Here is a 14,776-nt window from a genome sequence, read left to right as displayed (position 1 = left end):
GCTCCCGATAGCGGAGTGTCAGTTTCAGCGGTACTGACTGACACTCCGCTATCGGGAGCAAGCCCCCTCCCACATTTTTGAGTTGCGTTCTGTCCGTCAGCCTTTCACCGTCTTCGGCGCCTTGCCTTCCTTCATCTGCTGCAACAACGGTGCACACTGGTTCGGCGCATCGGCGCTCGGTGCCACCAGCGCCAACAGACCCGCTGCCGGGCCGGCGATCACGCCCAGTGCCACCATGCCCGCGCCCCGCAGGGCCAGGGGGATGGCTTTTACACCCGCATTGGGCTTGATGAACGGGCCATTGACGTACAACGGCGAACGCAGGGAAAACAGGCGGAAGCCCTTGGACTCGGGGGTGATGGTCAGGTCGAGCTGTTCGGTGGCCATGTTGGCGGTGCCATCGATATAGATGATCGCGTTCTCGGTATCGAACACAAACAAGCGCGTGGTTGCCAGGCCGGTCTTGATCCCGAAGTCCGCCGCCGCGCAGTTGATCTTCACTTCCTTGTCGCCGAACAGGCGACCCACCACGTAGTTGCCCACGTTGAGCCCGGCAATTTCCATCAGGCCACGGCTGATGGCGCCGTCGTTGATCAGCATCTTCAGGTCACCGTTGGAGGTGCCCAGCAGCGCCGCGACGGAGTTGCCACGCCCGGAAATATCGGCATCGCCGTTGAGTTCACCAAAGCTGGTTTTCATCGGTTCGAAGGTCGGGAACAACTGCTTGAGCTTGAAGTTGCGCGCAGTCAGTTTGGCGCGGCCTTCCATCGGCGTGGTGCGGCCGTTCAAGCGGATCTGCGCATCCAGCTTGCCACCGGCGACGCCGAATCGCAGCGGTTCCAGGCTCAGTTCGCCGTCGTTGAGCACCAGGTGGGTATAGAGGTCGGTGAAGGGCAACTCGGCACTGTGCACGATGCGTTTGCCGGTGAATTCCACATCGGCATCCATGTCGCGCCAGCGCTCGGTGCGGAACTCTTCCACCGGCAGCACTTTGGTCGCCGGCTGTTTGCTCTCACCGCCACGCGCTTTTTGCTTGGCGTTGGAGTCGGCACCGATCAGGGGGGCGAGGTCGCTCATCAGCAATTGGTTGGACACCAACGCACCGCTGAGCTTGGGACGTGGCTGGCTGGCGACATAGGCGAGGTTGCCGTGAATATCGCTGTTGCCGATCTTGCCGTTGAAGTTTTCGTAGCTGAATGACGCGCCGCTGGCCTCGTGCAACTTGGCGATCAAGTGGCCGTCAGTCGAGTAGGCCGGCGAATCCGGCAAGGTGACGCCGGTCAGCGGGTAGAGGTTACCCAGGCTGCTGCCGGACAGTTTCAGGCGCAGGTCCAGGGCGCCGAGGTTCAACGGGTCGGTCAAGGTGCCTGCCAATGCGATGCTGGTATCGGCAATCCTGACCTGGGCTTGCAGCGGAAACGGCCTGGCCGCGTCCTGCAGGGCCAGCAGGCCGCCGATCTTGCCGCTGCCGTCGAGCTTCTGGCCTTGGTACTGGCCCCTGACCTTGAGGGCGAACGCATAGTCCTGGGGCGCGGAGCCTTTTTCCAGGGCCTTCCTGGCATCGGCGTCGCCGACGATTTCGCCGAACGGAATCGGCTTGCCCAGGGGGTCGATGATCACGTCCAACTGAGTCTTGAGGGTCTGGTCGTCGAGGGTCACGTGGCCCTTGTCGAAGCCAATGGCGCCGATGTCCACCACCCAGTTGGAAGGTTCGGCGTCGGGGTCCTTGGGGTCGAACGTGAACGTCCAGTTGGCGCGGCCATCGGCCAGGCGCTGCAACTCGGCACTCGGTTCGGTGAGGTCGATACGCGGGATCACCACGCGCTGCACCAGCAACGCCAGCGGCGAAATACGCAGCTCGACCTTTTTCAGCGTGACCATCTGCGGTTTTTTCGACCAGTCGGGGTTGCCCAGGGTCAGGTCCTCGGCAATCACATGGGGCCACGGCACCCAGGCGCGCCAGCCGCCTTCATCGGGCTCACGTGCCCACACCACCGCCAGGTCACCGTTGATGGCAAACGGGCGATGCAGTTCTTCGGAGACTTTGGCATTGAGGGGCGGTTTGATGCGGTTCCAGTCAAAGAACACCAGGACCAGTACCACCACAGCGATTAACACAACGAAGCTGGCGCAGCTCCACATGACGATTTTACGAGTGCGCGTCATTGCACAGGACTCCTGAATACGACCGGCTGAACCAACACCTGTAGGACAGCTTATAAAACTACGACTGGCAAACCGCTCGTGGGTTTAACCCAATCTCCGATTTACCCTTGAAAACCTGCTTTCCTGACCGTTTCGACAGATTCGATCCTCCACGGCGCACCATTGTTACCCGGGTTCGTGTCGAAAATACCCACCTCGGTGCAAAACCGCGTGCTTGAGAGGCCCGATCTAGAGCCTCCCTGACGAACAATCAATTCTGTTGATTATTACCATTGTGTTTATGAACTTTTATATCGACTTATCGAGAGTAGCATTAGCCCCGTACCCACTTTATCGCCCTCCCAAGGAGCAACCCATCATGAAACGCCAAGTACTCGCTACCGTCCTGTTATCCATCCTGGCTTCCAGCGCCTTTGCCCTGCCAGCCGCCGAACAGGTTACCCCACAAGCCAAGGCCGACGCCGTTCACTTCAACCAGACCCTGGCCCGCAGCGGTTCGCAAGAAGACGAGAACCGTGACTACGCCAAAGGTGCTGTCGCTGAAAACGGTTCGGAACACGCCAACAAGCGTGCCTACACTGAAGGTGTTGCCGAAGGTGGCCGTGATCGCCTGGAACAGAAAGGCCTAGTTGAAGGTGGTGCGGAACAAGCCAACGAACGTGCCTACACCGAAGGTGTTGCCGAAGGTGGTGCTGATCGCCTGCAAGAACTGCATCAAGCTCAGAGCTGACCCTGTGGTGGCCCAGAAAAAAGCCCGATCTGCCGACCGGGCTTTTGACTTTTTGTAGCGCCTGTCACGCAACACTCCCCACCTATTCCCCGCCAAGTTCGACGTCAATGAAGCTGTTTTGCTAGAGTGCGTCGCTGTACTTGCCGACAAAGCCCGCCCGCCCATGCTGCCCCGTGCCGAACAGAAGCAACAGACCCGCCTCGCCCTGATGGACGCTGCCCGCCATCTGATGGAGTGTGGCCGTGGGTTTGGCAGCCTGAGCCTGCGTGAAGTGGCCAAGGCCGCAGGCATTGTCCCCACCGGCTTCTATCGCCACTTTGCCGATATGGACCAGCTTGGACTTGTATTGGTGAGTGAGGTGGGCCAGACCTTTCGCGCCACCATTCGCCTGGTGCGCCACAACGAATTCGTGATGGGCGGCATTATCGATGCCTCAGTGCGGATTTTTCTCGATGTGGTCTCGGCCAACCGCTCGCAATTCCTGTTCCTGGCCCGCGAGCAATACGGCGGTTGCCTGGCGGTGCGCCAAGCCATCGGTGCCCTGCGTGAAGACATCACCCGCGACCTGGCGGCCGACCTGACCCTGATGCCCAAGTTGCAGCACCTGGACGCCGATGGCCTGCATGTAATGGCCGACCTGATCGTCAAGAGCGTGTTCGCCACCCTTCCCGACATCATTGATCCACCGGCCCAGGCCTTGCCTGCCCACCTCACGCCCCAGGCGAAAATCACCCAGCAACTGCGCTTTATCTTTATCGGCCTCAAGCATTGGCAAGGCCTGGGCAGTACGGAGTAAGCCGGCTATCCCGCCGAGTGAAAGCGCTTGGCGGTACTGTAGTTCTTGTTCCAGTAGCGATTGCTCAGTGAGTCGATTCGCACCGTCTTGCCGGCGCGCGGCGAATGAATGAATTTGCCCTCGCCTATATAAAGGCCGACATGGCTGACCTGACTGCGCCCGTTACCTTTGAAGAACACCGCATCCCCAGGTTTGAGCGCGTTACGCTTGATCGTCATGGCGTTGGAACGGTGCATCGCCGCCGTGGTGCGGGGTATACGGATATTGGCTTCGGTCCTGAACAGGTAGACCAGCAAGCTGCTGCAGTCGAAGCCCTGCTCCACGGTGTTCCCGCCCCATTTATACGAGGTGCCCAGCAATTGATGGGCGCGGTCGATCACATTGTCGATGGCTGGGCGCTTTTGCAGCGACTGCAGGGGCGTCGCGATCTCGAGAGGGGCTGCCCCGCGCGGCTGGATATTGGCCGAGGACGAGGGAGTGACCAGGTAAAGACTGAAAATGAATAAACACACAATTGATTTGAACATACTGGAACTCGCCGTGGATGTTTAGCACGGCGCAAATCCTAACGGTCTGGCGCGTAAGCAGATGAACGCCGAATCCTTACATCCAGTAGGACAAATCCGAAAATCCCATATACGAAAAAACGGAAGGAACTTGATGTGATAAACACCACCCGCCAACAAAAAGAGCACCATTTAAGTGCTGAATAGCCGGCAGCGCACCAACAGCAAGCACTCGCAGCACTCAACCCCGCCCTATTCAGTGGCATCTCCTCGCGCACCGACAGAGAATTCCTACATCAATACCTGATTGGCAAGGCCCTTGCTCTAGCACTTCCATCGCTCATAGCTGGAAGCTTCCTGATGCTGGTGATCCACCGCCGAATCGCCCCCCAAGCCCTCTGGGCCGCTGAGCTGCTGCTGAATTTCGAAGCACGCAGCAAGAGCCGCCTGCGCTGTTTCAGTGCCGACGGTGAAGACGTCGGCCTGTTTCTGGAGCGCGGCCAGCCGCCGCTGCACGATGGCGAATTCCTGCAAGCCGAAGACGGACGTGTCGTACGCGTGTGCGCCCGCCCTGAACACCTGCTACACGTCACCTGCAGCAACGCGTTTGAACTGACCCGCGCCGCCTACCACCTCGGCAACCGCCATGTGGCCTTGCAAGTGGGAGACGGCTGGTTGCGCCTGCTCGATGACTACGTGCTCAAGGCCATGCTTGAGCAACTGGGCGCCCACACCGAAACCATCGAGGCGCCGTTCCAACCGGAACACGGCGCCTATGGCGGCGGTCACCACCACTCCCGGCATGGCGATGAAGATTTCAACTACCCGCCCAAGCTGCATCAGTTCGGCGTACGTCTATGAACCCAGCCTGGGCGCTGTTGCGTCTGGCCAGTCCGCAATTGCCGATTGGCGGCTACAGCTATTCCCAGGGCCTGGAAATGGCCGTGGAGAACGGCCGCGTCAACGATGCCGCCAGCGCTCGGCGCTGGATCAGCGACCAATTGCTGCTCAACCTCGCGCGCTTCGAAGCTCCGCTGTTGCTCGCCCATTGCCGCGCCGCCGCAGAGCAGGACTGGCCAGCGTTGGCGCAGCTGTGCGAAGCGCATCAAGCCAGCCGCGAAACCCGGGAGCTGTATCAGGAAAGTCGGCAGATGGGTTATTCCCTGCAGCAGTTGCTCAATGGCCTGCCGGAACTGGACAGCGACGCCCGCCGCTTCCTGGAGCAACGCCGCGAACCGCACTTGGCCCTCGGCTGGGCACTGGCCGCGCGCGCCTGGGCGATCAGCGCCGACGACGCCCTCGCCGCCTGGCTCTGGAGCTGGCTGGAAAACCAATTGGCCGTGCTGATGAAAACCCTGCCCCTGGGCCAGCAAGCCGCGCAACGCCTGACCAGCGAACTGCTGCCCCAGCTGCAACAGGCCCGGCAGGACGCCGCCCGCATCGACCCCCAGCATTTCGGCAGCGCCGCCTTCGGCCTGTCCTTGGCGAGCATGGCCCACGAGCGCCAGTACAGCCGCCTGTTCCGTTCCTAAGGTTTTTTTGGAGAATCAGACATGAACACACAACCCCTGCGTGTCGGTATCGGTGGCCCGGTCGGCTCCGGCAAGACCGCCCTGACCCTGGCCCTGTGCCTCGCGCTGCGCGATCGCTACAACCTGGCGGTGGTCACCAACGACATCTACACCCGCGAAGACGCCGACTTCCTGGTGCGCAACCAGGCCCTGGCGCCGGAGCGCATCATCGGCGTGGAAACCGGCGGCTGCCCGCACACGGCGATTCGCGAGGACGCCTCGATCAATCTGGAAGCGGTGGACCAACTCAATCGCCGCTTTCCCGGCCTGGACCTGATCCTGGTGGAGTCCGGCGGCGATAACCTGTCGGCCACCTTCAGCCCGGAGCTGTCGGACCTGACCATCTATGTGATCGATGTGTCCGCCGGCGACAAGCTGCCGCGCAAAGGCGGGCCTGGTATTTGCAAATCCGACCTGCTGGTGATCAACAAGATCGACCTGGCGCCGCTGGTGGGCGCGTCGCTGGAGCTGATGAACAGCGACACCCAGCGCATGCGCAACGGCAAACCCTTTGTGTTCAGCAACCAGAAAACCGGGGTAGGCCTGGAAGAAATCGTCGCCTTTATCGAACGCCAAGGCCTGCTGACCGCCGCCTGATCAACCCATAAGGAACCTGTTTATGAACCTCAATAAACTCCTCGCAGCCGCCACCCTGCTGCTCGCGCCCGCCCTGGCCTTCGCTCACCCTGGCCACGGCGACAACGGCCTGGTGGCCGGTATCAGCCACCCGCTGGGCGGCCTCGACCACCTGCTGGCCATGCTTGCGGTCGGCCTATGGGCCGCGCAACAAAAGGGTGCCGCGCGCTGGGCCCTGCCGTGCACCTTTGTCGGCACCATGCTGATGGGCGGCGTGCTGGGTTTTGAAGGGCTGCAATTGCCCGCGCTGGAAAGCGGGATCGCAGCCTCGGTGCTGGCCCTGGGCCTGGCGGTGGCACTGGCGGTGCGTCCGCCGTTGTTCATGGCCATGGGTGCGACGGCGTTGTTTGCGCTGTTCCATGGTGTGGCCCATGGCTTGGAGCTGCCGGACATGTCGAGCCCTTGGGCGTATGCCGCCGGTTTTGTCGGCGCGACCGCTGCACTGCACGCGGCCGGGTATGCGCTGGTGCGCTGGCTGCCGGCCGCAGCCGCACCGTTGGTACGGATTGCCGGAGCGGCTTCCGCGGCGACTGGGGCGTGGCTGCTCGCCAGCTAAACGTCGCAAGCTGCAAGTAAAAGCCAAACCGCTCTTACTTGCAGCTTGCAGCTCACAACTTAAAGCTGCCCCTCTGCTACCATGCGCGCCTACACCCCTGCCGTGACGACGCCAGCCGATGCCCATCGCTCCAAGCTCCGCCCCCCAGCCTTCGTTGAATGCCGTGCTCACGCACTTCCACACCCTGATCGTGCCGCTCTGGCAGGGCCCGGGCTGGAATGCCGAATTGGCGCTGCCCTATGAGGCGCTGGACGCCGATCACCGCCCACTGCCGCCGCAACGCTACCGCGCCATGGCCTGCGCGCGGCAGTTGTACCTGTTCGCCAGCCTGATCGGCGCGCCAGGGGCGGCTTTCGCTGAAGAGCGCGCGGCGGTGCTGTTCCGCTCCCTGCAACGGCATTTCCACGATGCCGAACACGGCGGCTGGTTCTACAGCGTCGACCCCGCCGGCCAGCCGCTGGACAAGCGCAAAGACCTCTACACCCACGCCTTCATCATCTTTGCCTGCGCCCATTACTGGGCCAAGGTGCGTGAACCGCTGGTGGAATCGGTGCTGAACGCCGCCCTCGAAGTCGTCGCCCAGCGCTTCGCCACCGAGGACGGCCTGTACGAGGCGGTGCTGGAACGCAACTGGTCGTCCCTCCAGTCCGGCCCGCTGCAAAACCCGTTGATGCACCTGGCCGAAGGTTTCCTCGCCACCCTCGCGGTGCGCGAGGATGCCCCTGTGCAAGCGGCCCTGCTGGCCTTGGCGACGGCCATGCAGCAGCGTTTCATCGACCGCCGGCACGGCGTGATGATGGAAAAGCCGCTGGGCGCTGTGGATAACTGGTTTGAACCGGGGCACCAGTTCGAGTGGTTCTTTTTGCTCGAATCGTCGCCCGTGCTGCGCGGCACGCCGCTGCATGCGTCACTGACGCGGGCGTTTGCCTACGCAGAGCAAAAGGGTGTGGACAGCGCGACCGGAGCGGTCAGCGGCATGTTGGCACTCGACGGCAGCGTACGCGACGGCACCCAGCGTATCTGGGCCCAAGCCGAGTACCTGCGGGCACTGACCTTGCGCCCTGGCAGTGAGGCGGTGCTGCAGCGCCAACTGCTGGCGCTGCAACAGCATTTCCTGCATGAGAAAGGCTGGCATGAATGCCTGGATGCCAACGGCGCGGTGAGCCGACGGGATATGCCATCGACCACCCCTTATCATTTGGCAACCTGCTACCAGGGGCTGATCCAGCATCTCGGGTGACCTGCAGGGCCTCGGTCTAACGACCCATCACGCAATCCACTTGCGATCCCCGGTAAAGCTGATCGTCAGCCAGCGCGCCGCATCCGGTTTGCCCAGCCCTGTGGATATCTCTTCACGCAGCCCATCGAGGGTCGCGACGTTATCCACCGGGTAATCCGCCGGCAGCACCACATGGATTTCGATAAACCGCGCCCGACCGTGCTTTTGCACGTAGGACACGTAGTCATCGAACCCATGCCTGGCCTGCGCCGCGTCCATCACCTCGCGCACTTTGTCATCCAGGTGATCCGGCGCGATCCCCAGCACCTCGCGCAACGCCGGGCGCAGGATCTTGAACGCCGGTGCCAGCATGCTCAGGGCCAGCAGGATCAGGATCAATGGGTCGACATACACCGCCCACTCGCCATAGCCCTGGGACTTGAGCAACAGCGCGGCGAGAAAGCTGACCAGCAGGCCCACCGAGAGCATCGCGTCCACCAGCCAACTGATGTTGTCGAACTGGATCAGCGATGATTTCAGCCTGCGGTTGCGATAGCGCACATAGAAGAAGTAGGCGAACTCGACCACGGTAAACACCGCCGCGTAGATGATCACCAGGCCCAACTCGATCTCGCGCCCGCCATTGATAATGCCGAACACACCGTTCAGGAACGCATAGATGGCGATCAGCAGCAGGAAGCTGCCTTCGATCAGCAGCACCATGGGCTCCAGGTGCCAATAGCCGAACTGGAAGCGCTCGTTGCTTTTCTTGGCGATCAGCTTGGCCGTGATCAGCATCAACACCTTGATGGCGGTGGCGATCAGCGAGAAAAAGCCGTCGAACAGAATGGATTGGGCGCCAGATATCACACCCGTGACAATCCCGGCGATCGCTACCGCGAACATCAGGATCGTCGATTGCTTGAGCAGTGACTGCTCACCTCGGTTACTCACATTTCCTCCCGTCAAAACCTTTAAACCGCAGGGTGCGGTGGGGTTTTCAGGGGTGGAGTGTACCTTATGGCCTGTTTTGGCCGATTTGACGCCATCGGGGCGGTGCGACGATTCGCCAAGCCCCCGATGGCAGCAACGCGGTCTAGAGCCTTACTTGGCCCCCCGCTCAATCGCAAACCCCGCCCAGGTCTGGCTCACCGGCATCAGTTCCAGGCGGTTGATGTTGACGTGCGCCGGCGTGTTCAGCACCCAGAAGATGGTGTCGGCAATGTCCTGCGGCTGGATCGGCTCGGCACCGGCGTAGGTCGCGTCGTAGCGCGCCTGGTCACCGCCGAAGCGCACCAGGGAGAACTCGCTTTCGCACAGGCCCGGCTCGATGTTGGTCACACGCACGCCGGTGCCCTGCAGGTCACACCGCAGGTTCAGGGAGAACTGCTTCACGAACGCCTTGGAACCGCCATACACATGGCTGCCCGGGTACGGGTAGCTGCCGGCGATGGAGCCCAGGTTGATGATCCCGGCGCCACGGCCATGGGCGATCAGGCGCGGCAGCAGCAGGCTGGTGGTGGTCAGCAGGCCTTTGATGTTGGTGTCGACCATGGTTTCCCAGTCGTCGAGGTTGCACTTGGGCGCCGGGTCGGTGCCCACGGCCAGGCCGGCGTTGTTGATCAGCCCGCGCAGGGTGGCGAACGATGGCGGCAGGTTGGCGATCGCCTCTTCCATGCCTGTGCGATCCCGTACGTCCACCACCAGGCCGTGCACTTCGGTCTGCTTGGAAAGCTCCTCGACCAGCGCATTCAAACGCTCGGCACGACGACCGGTAAGCACCAGTTTCCAGCCGGCCTCGGCAAACCGGCGGGCGCAGGCTTCGCCGAAACCTGAGGTGGCGCCAGTAATAAACAGCGTGTTGGACATGGTGTTCTCCTTGCGGGCATCGGGAAAAAAATCAGCCAGCAGAATGCCCTTACGCCGCGGTTGCGGCAACCGCCATGCACAGAACTTCATGCACGACTGGTCATTTTTTAATCATTCAGAGCAAAGCCTTATGAACCGTGGCTTGCAGCCATATGCGCGCAGGTTATCCACAGCTGCGCCCACAGTCTCTGGGGGCAAGTGCAAAACGCTTCAGGCCGCTGTGTACAAGGCTTCCAGGCGATTTTAGAAAGTTTTTTGCTTGACCTGGACGAAGGCGTATGTAGGCCCAGGGGCGGCGGGACAAATCGAGCGATGGCTCCAGGCCAGTCATTCCGGCCTCTGCGGCCGTGTTTCCAGAGTTTAGTCACAGACTTATCCACAGGCTGGCGGGACATATTTCAGTCATATACCTGTGTCTTTAAACAGGTTGACAAACCCCTCGATCGGCCGCGAAAAAGCCACTGATCAAAAAACAACCACACAGCTGAAAGCCACGGTTTTAAAGGGGTTCAGCCAGCTACTCCCACGTTACCCACAGCCGGTTCCACAGTGGATGGGGACAAGTCAAAAGTGTGACAAAACAGGGATTTGCGGCGGCTATATGTCGCGCTTTGGAGGGGGGCTAGATTTGTTTTCCACAATTTGGGATCGGTCTTGCAGGCGACACAAAACAAATGTGGGAGGGGGTTTTCCCCCGATGGCGGTGTGTCAGTTTCAGGTGTGCTGACTGATACAACGCCATCGGGGCAAGCCCCCTCCCACAGGGGTACTGCGTCGTTATTTAGATCAGTGGCCACCGAGGTAAGCGTTGCGCACTTCCTCGTTCACCAAAAGCTCCTTGCCGGTGCCGGTAAGGCGAATCTCACCGTTGACCATCACATACGCCCGGTCCGACAAACGCAATGCATGGTTGGCGTTCTGCTCCACCAGGAAGATGGTCATCCCGGTGGAGGCCAGCTCGCGCAGGGTGGAAAAGATCTGCTTCACCACAATCGGCGCCAGGCCCAGGCTCGGTTCGTCCAGCAGCAACAGCTTGGGTCGGCTCATCAGCGCGCGGGCGATGGCGAGCATTTGCTGCTCGCCACCGGACATGGTCATGGCGCGCTGGTTACGTCGTTCCTTGAGCCGTGGGAACAGCTCGAACATGCGTTGCATATCGTCCTGGGCGAACTTGTCGCCAATGGGGATGGTGCCCATCAGCAGGTTTTCCTCGACGGTCATGTCGGGGAACACCCGCCGCCCTTCCGGCGACTGTGCAATGCCGTTGGAGGCAATGTAGTGGGACGACTTGTGGGTAATGTCGACGCCGTTGTAGAGGATCTGCCCCGACTCGGCCCGTGGCTGGCCGAAGATCGACATCAGCAGCGTGGATTTACCCGCGCCGTTGGAGCCGATCAAGCTGACGGTTTCGCCTTCGTTGATGTGCAGCGAAACTTTTTTCAGGGCCTGGATCGGGCCGTAGAACACGTCCAGGTCCTTCATTTCGAGGATAGGTGCACTCATACCAGCTCCTCTTCGTCGGCGCCCAGGTAGGCGGCAATCACTTTCGGGTCGTTGCGGATCGCTTCCGGCCCGCCTTCGGCAATCACGTTGCCGTGGTCCAGCACCACAATGTGGTCGGAAATACTCATCACCATGCCCATGTCGTGTTCGATCAGCACCACCGTCAGGTCGTGTTCGTCGCGCAACAGGCGAATCATCGCGCTGAGGGCTTCGGTCTCCTGGGGGTTGAGGCCCGCTGCCGGCTCGTCCAGGCAGATGATCTGCGGCCGGGTGCACATGGCGCGGGCGATTTCCAGGCGGCGCTGCTGGCCGTAGGAAAGCTCACCGGCCAGGCGGTTGGCGCAGTCCACCAGGTCCACCACTTCGAGCCAGTAGAACGCGTGGTCGAGGGCATCGCTTTCGGCCTTGCGGTAGCCCTTGGTGTTGAGGATGCCCGCCAGCATGTTGCGGTTGACCCACATGTGCTGGGCCACCAGCAGGTTTTCCAGCACCGACATTTCCTTGAACAGGCGAATGTTCTGGAAGGTCCGGGCCAGACCGGCGCGGTTGACCAGGTGGGTGCCGCCGAACATCTTGTAGTACACCCGGCTGAAGAAGCTTTTCGGCGATACGAAGTCGACGGCCTTGAAGCGCTCGCCGAGCAGCTGGATCACATTGGTCTGCTTGCCACGGATGTTCAGTTCGATCTTGCCGCCGCTGGCTTTGTAGAAGCCGGTGAGGCAGTTGAACACGGTGGTCTTGCCGGCACCGTTGGGGCCGATCAGGGCGAAGATCGAGTTGCGTTCGACCTTGAGGCTCACATCGCTCAGGGCCTTGATGCCACCGAAGTGCATCATCAGGTGTTCCACGGAGAGGACGACTTCCTTGCTCATGGCGCTACCCCCTTGCGTGGTGTCACACCGGTACGGCTGATCCGGATCAGGCCGCGCGGTCGCCAGATCATCATCACCACCATCAGCACGCCAAACAGCAGCACGCGGTATTCGCTGAAGCTGCGCAGCAGTTCAGGCGCGACGGTCAATACGAACGCCGCGATCACCACGCCGACCGTCGAGCCCATGCCGCCCAGTACCACGATGGCCAGGATCAGCGCCGACTCGAAGAAGGTGAACGACGACGGGTTGACGAAGCCTTGGTAGCTGGCGAAGAACACCCCGGCCAAACCGGCAGTGGACGCGCCGATGGTGAAGGCCGAGAGCTTGACCAGCACGTGGTTCAGGCCCATGGAGCGGCAGGCGATCTCATCTTCGCGCAAGGCTTCCCAGGCGCGGCCGACCGGCATGCGGGTCAGGCGGTGCTTGATGTACAGCACGGCCAGCACCACCAGGAACAGCACGATGTAGATGAACATGAACTTGATGTTGGGGTTGTAATCGATGCCGAAGAACTCGTGGAACGGAACCCCGCCCTCCTTGGCCTTGCGCCCGAACTCCAGGCCCAGGAAGGTCGGCGAAGGCACCGGCATACCGTTGGGGCCGCCGGTGAATGACAGCCAGTTGTTGAGCACCAGGCGAATGATTTCACCGAAGCCCAGGGTCACGATGGCCAGGTAGTCACCGTGCATTCGCAGCACCGGGAAGCCGAGTATGCACCCCGCTAAAGCCGCTGCGATGGCTGCCAGCGGCAACACGCTCCAGAAGCCCAGGCCGAGGTATTGATAACCCAGCGCCAGGCCGTAGGCGCCGATGGCGTAGAACGCCACGTAACCCAGGTCGAGCAGCCCGGCCAGGCCGACCACGATGTTCAGGCCCAGGCCCAGCAACACGTAGATCAGCCCGAGGATCACCACGGTCAGCAGGTACTTGTTGGCGAAGATCGGGAACACGATGGCGATCACGATCAGCGCCGGGATGATCCAGCGCAGCCGCGACTTGTAGTCCGGTGGCAGTACATGCACGCCGGAGCCGCTGCTCTCGAAGCCCTGCAGAATCTTCAGGCCCTTGGGGGTTTGCAGGAACAGGCTGAGGGCAAAGCGCCCGGCCATCACGATGGCAACCAGGGTAGCCACACGGGCCGGTTCCAGGTTGAAGCTGTAGCCGTCGAGGACCACGCCGACGATCGGACCGAACACGATCAACGAAATCAGCCCGGCAAGGACCGTATCGACCACACTTTTCTTGATATCGATGGGTTTGGCAGCAGACATGTTTACACCTTAGCCACGAGTGGGCGACCAAGCAGGCCCTGGGGACGGAAAATCAGAATCACCACCAGCAGGGAGAAACTGAACACGTCTTTGTAGTCGGAGTTGATCAACCCCGAGAACAACGACTCGGAAATACCCAGGATGATCCCGCCCAGCATCGCCCCAGGCAGGGAACCGATGCCGCCGAGTACCGCTGCGGTAAACGCCTTGATGCCGATGATGAAGCCGGCATAGAAGTCGAACGTGCCGTAGTTGAGGGTGATCAGCACGCCGGCCAGGGCCGCCATGGCGGCACCGATGACAAACACGTAGGAGATCACGCGGTCGGTGTTGATCCCCAGGATCGAGGCCATCTTGCGGTCTTGCTGGGTGGCGCGGCACATGCGGCCGAGCTTGGTGTACTTGATGATGTAGGTGAGCAACGCCATGCCGGCAAACGCCGCCACGAGGATGAAGACCTTGGTGTACGTGAGTTGGACGAACCCGCTGCCGATGTCGACGCGCCAGGCGCCGGCCAGCAGGGTTGGAATGCCTTGTTGTTTCGCGCCCTGGGCGATCTGCGCGTAGTTCTGCAGGATCAGGGAGATGCCGATGGCGCTGATCAGCGGAGCCAGGCGGGTGGAGTTGCGCAGCGGTTTGTAGGCGACCCGTTCGATGACCCAACCGTATACGCCGGTGACGACCACTGTGAAGATCAGGGTGCCGAGAATGAGCAGCGGGAAGGATTCGATGCCGAAGTAAGCCAGCAGTGCCAGACTGATCGCCGCGAGGTAAGCGGAAATCATATAAACCTCGCCGTGGGCGAAGTTGATCATGCCAATGATGCCATAGACCATTGTGTAGCCGATGGCGATCAGGCCATAGACCGACCCGAGGGTCAGGCCGTTGACCAGTTGCTGCAGGAAAATACCATCCATAACGCAATCTCACGCGGTGAGCACCTGCACACCAATCGGTGTGCGGCGCTTCTGGAGGAAAAGACAGATCTCAATCACAACGCTGTCCCAATGTGGGAGGGGGCTTGCCCCCGATGCGGTGGGTCAGCTGAACAACTGTTGACTGACCCACCGCTATCGGG

General features: G+C 61.3%; 15 protein-coding genes. 7 read left to right on the top strand and 8 right to left on the bottom strand.

Features of this window, described 5'->3' with window-relative positions; genetic code table 11:
* Positions 1-96 precede the first annotated feature (96 nt).
* Positions 97-2,166: an AsmA family protein gene (locus tag J1N02_RS16480; RefSeq protein ID WP_421147489.1), complete on the bottom strand. Its 2,070-nt coding sequence runs from the start codon at positions 2,164-2,166 to the stop codon at positions 97-99.
* A gap of 358 nt (positions 2,167-2,524) precedes the next feature.
* Here J1N02_RS16480 and J1N02_RS16475 point away from each other — a divergent pair, with 358 nt between their 5' ends.
* Both J1N02_RS16475 and J1N02_RS16470 read left to right on the top strand, forming a co-directional pair.
* A complete protein-coding gene (locus J1N02_RS16475) occupies positions 2,525-2,896 on the top strand; it encodes a hypothetical protein (RefSeq protein WP_065925601.1) in 372 nt (123 codons plus the stop codon).
* Between the two features lie 163 nt (positions 2,897-3,059).
* Positions 3,060-3,692 (top strand): TetR family transcriptional regulator, encoded by a 633-nt coding sequence (locus tag J1N02_RS16470; RefSeq protein WP_027607712.1) that lies wholly within the window; start codon positions 3,060-3,062, stop codon positions 3,690-3,692.
* Between the two features lie 5 nt (positions 3,693-3,697).
* On the opposite strand, the gene J1N02_RS16465 is transcribed toward J1N02_RS16470, so the two are convergent.
* Entirely contained in the window at positions 3,698-4,219 is a 522-nt protein-coding gene (locus tag J1N02_RS16465; RefSeq protein ID WP_027607711.1) for a C40 family peptidase, read from the bottom strand.
* Between the two features lie 339 nt (positions 4,220-4,558).
* Between J1N02_RS16465 and ureE the strand changes: the two genes are divergently transcribed.
* From ureE to J1N02_RS16440, 5 genes are all read left to right on the top strand, one after another.
* Entirely contained in the window at positions 4,559-5,059 is a 501-nt protein-coding gene (gene ureE, locus J1N02_RS16460) for an urease accessory protein UreE (RefSeq protein WP_065947138.1), read from the top strand.
* Positions 5,056-5,730 carry an urease accessory protein UreF gene (locus J1N02_RS16455; protein WP_027607709.1) on the top strand — a complete coding sequence of 225 codons (675 nt, stop codon included), beginning with the start codon at positions 5,056-5,058 and terminating at the stop codon, positions 5,728-5,730. Before ureE ends, J1N02_RS16455 begins: the two co-directional genes overlap by 4 nt.
* A 21-nt stretch (positions 5,731-5,751) precedes the next feature.
* Positions 5,752-6,366 (top strand): urease accessory protein UreG, encoded by a 615-nt coding sequence (gene ureG / locus J1N02_RS16450; RefSeq protein WP_012721947.1) that lies wholly within the window; start codon positions 5,752-5,754, stop codon positions 6,364-6,366.
* A gap of 22 nt (positions 6,367-6,388) precedes the next feature.
* The gene (locus J1N02_RS16445) at positions 6,389-6,961 is read left to right on the top strand and encodes a HupE/UreJ family protein (protein ID WP_108573621.1); all 573 of its coding nucleotides are present in this window, start codon (positions 6,389-6,391) and stop codon (positions 6,959-6,961) included.
* 118 nt (positions 6,962-7,079) lie between these two features.
* Entirely contained in the window at positions 7,080-8,201 is a 1,122-nt protein-coding gene (locus J1N02_RS16440; protein WP_108573622.1) for an AGE family epimerase/isomerase, read from the top strand.
* Between the two features lie 27 nt (positions 8,202-8,228).
* On the opposite strand, the gene J1N02_RS16435 is transcribed toward J1N02_RS16440, so the two are convergent.
* From J1N02_RS16435 to J1N02_RS16410, 6 genes are all read right to left on the bottom strand, one after another.
* Positions 8,229-9,134, bottom strand: coding sequence for a cation diffusion facilitator family transporter (locus tag J1N02_RS16435; RefSeq protein WP_065940892.1), 906 nt, complete (start codon positions 9,132-9,134; stop codon positions 8,229-8,231).
* A 150-nt stretch (positions 9,135-9,284) separates the two neighbouring features.
* A complete protein-coding gene (locus J1N02_RS16430) occupies positions 9,285-10,049 on the bottom strand; it encodes an SDR family oxidoreductase (protein WP_027607705.1) in 765 nt (254 codons plus the stop codon).
* A 786-nt stretch (positions 10,050-10,835) separates the two neighbouring features.
* Complete coding sequence (locus J1N02_RS16425; RefSeq protein ID WP_027607704.1) at positions 10,836-11,552, bottom strand: ABC transporter ATP-binding protein; 717 nt, start codon at positions 11,550-11,552, stop codon at positions 10,836-10,838.
* The gene (locus J1N02_RS16420; RefSeq protein ID WP_053134493.1) at positions 11,549-12,424 is read right to left on the bottom strand and encodes an ABC transporter ATP-binding protein; all 876 of its coding nucleotides are present in this window, start codon (positions 12,422-12,424) and stop codon (positions 11,549-11,551) included. The genes J1N02_RS16425 and J1N02_RS16420 overlap by 4 nt, the downstream gene beginning before the upstream one ends.
* A complete protein-coding gene (gene livM / locus J1N02_RS16415; RefSeq protein WP_027607702.1) occupies positions 12,421-13,698 on the bottom strand; it encodes a high-affinity branched-chain amino acid ABC transporter permease LivM in 1,278 nt (425 codons plus the stop codon). Before livM ends, J1N02_RS16420 begins: the two co-directional genes overlap by 4 nt.
* 2 nt (positions 13,699-13,700) lie before the next feature.
* Positions 13,701-14,615 (bottom strand): ABC transporter permease subunit, encoded by a 915-nt coding sequence (locus tag J1N02_RS16410; protein WP_003236186.1) that lies wholly within the window; start codon positions 14,613-14,615, stop codon positions 13,701-13,703.
* Positions 14,616-14,776: the final 161 nt, after the last annotated feature.

It is taken from the genome of Pseudomonas sp. NFX5 (assembly GCF_049132125.1).
Taxonomy (GTDB): domain Bacteria; phylum Pseudomonadota; class Gammaproteobacteria; order Pseudomonadales; family Pseudomonadaceae; genus Aquipseudomonas; species Aquipseudomonas marginalis.
This window is presented reverse-complemented; position numbering and strand designations above follow the sequence as displayed.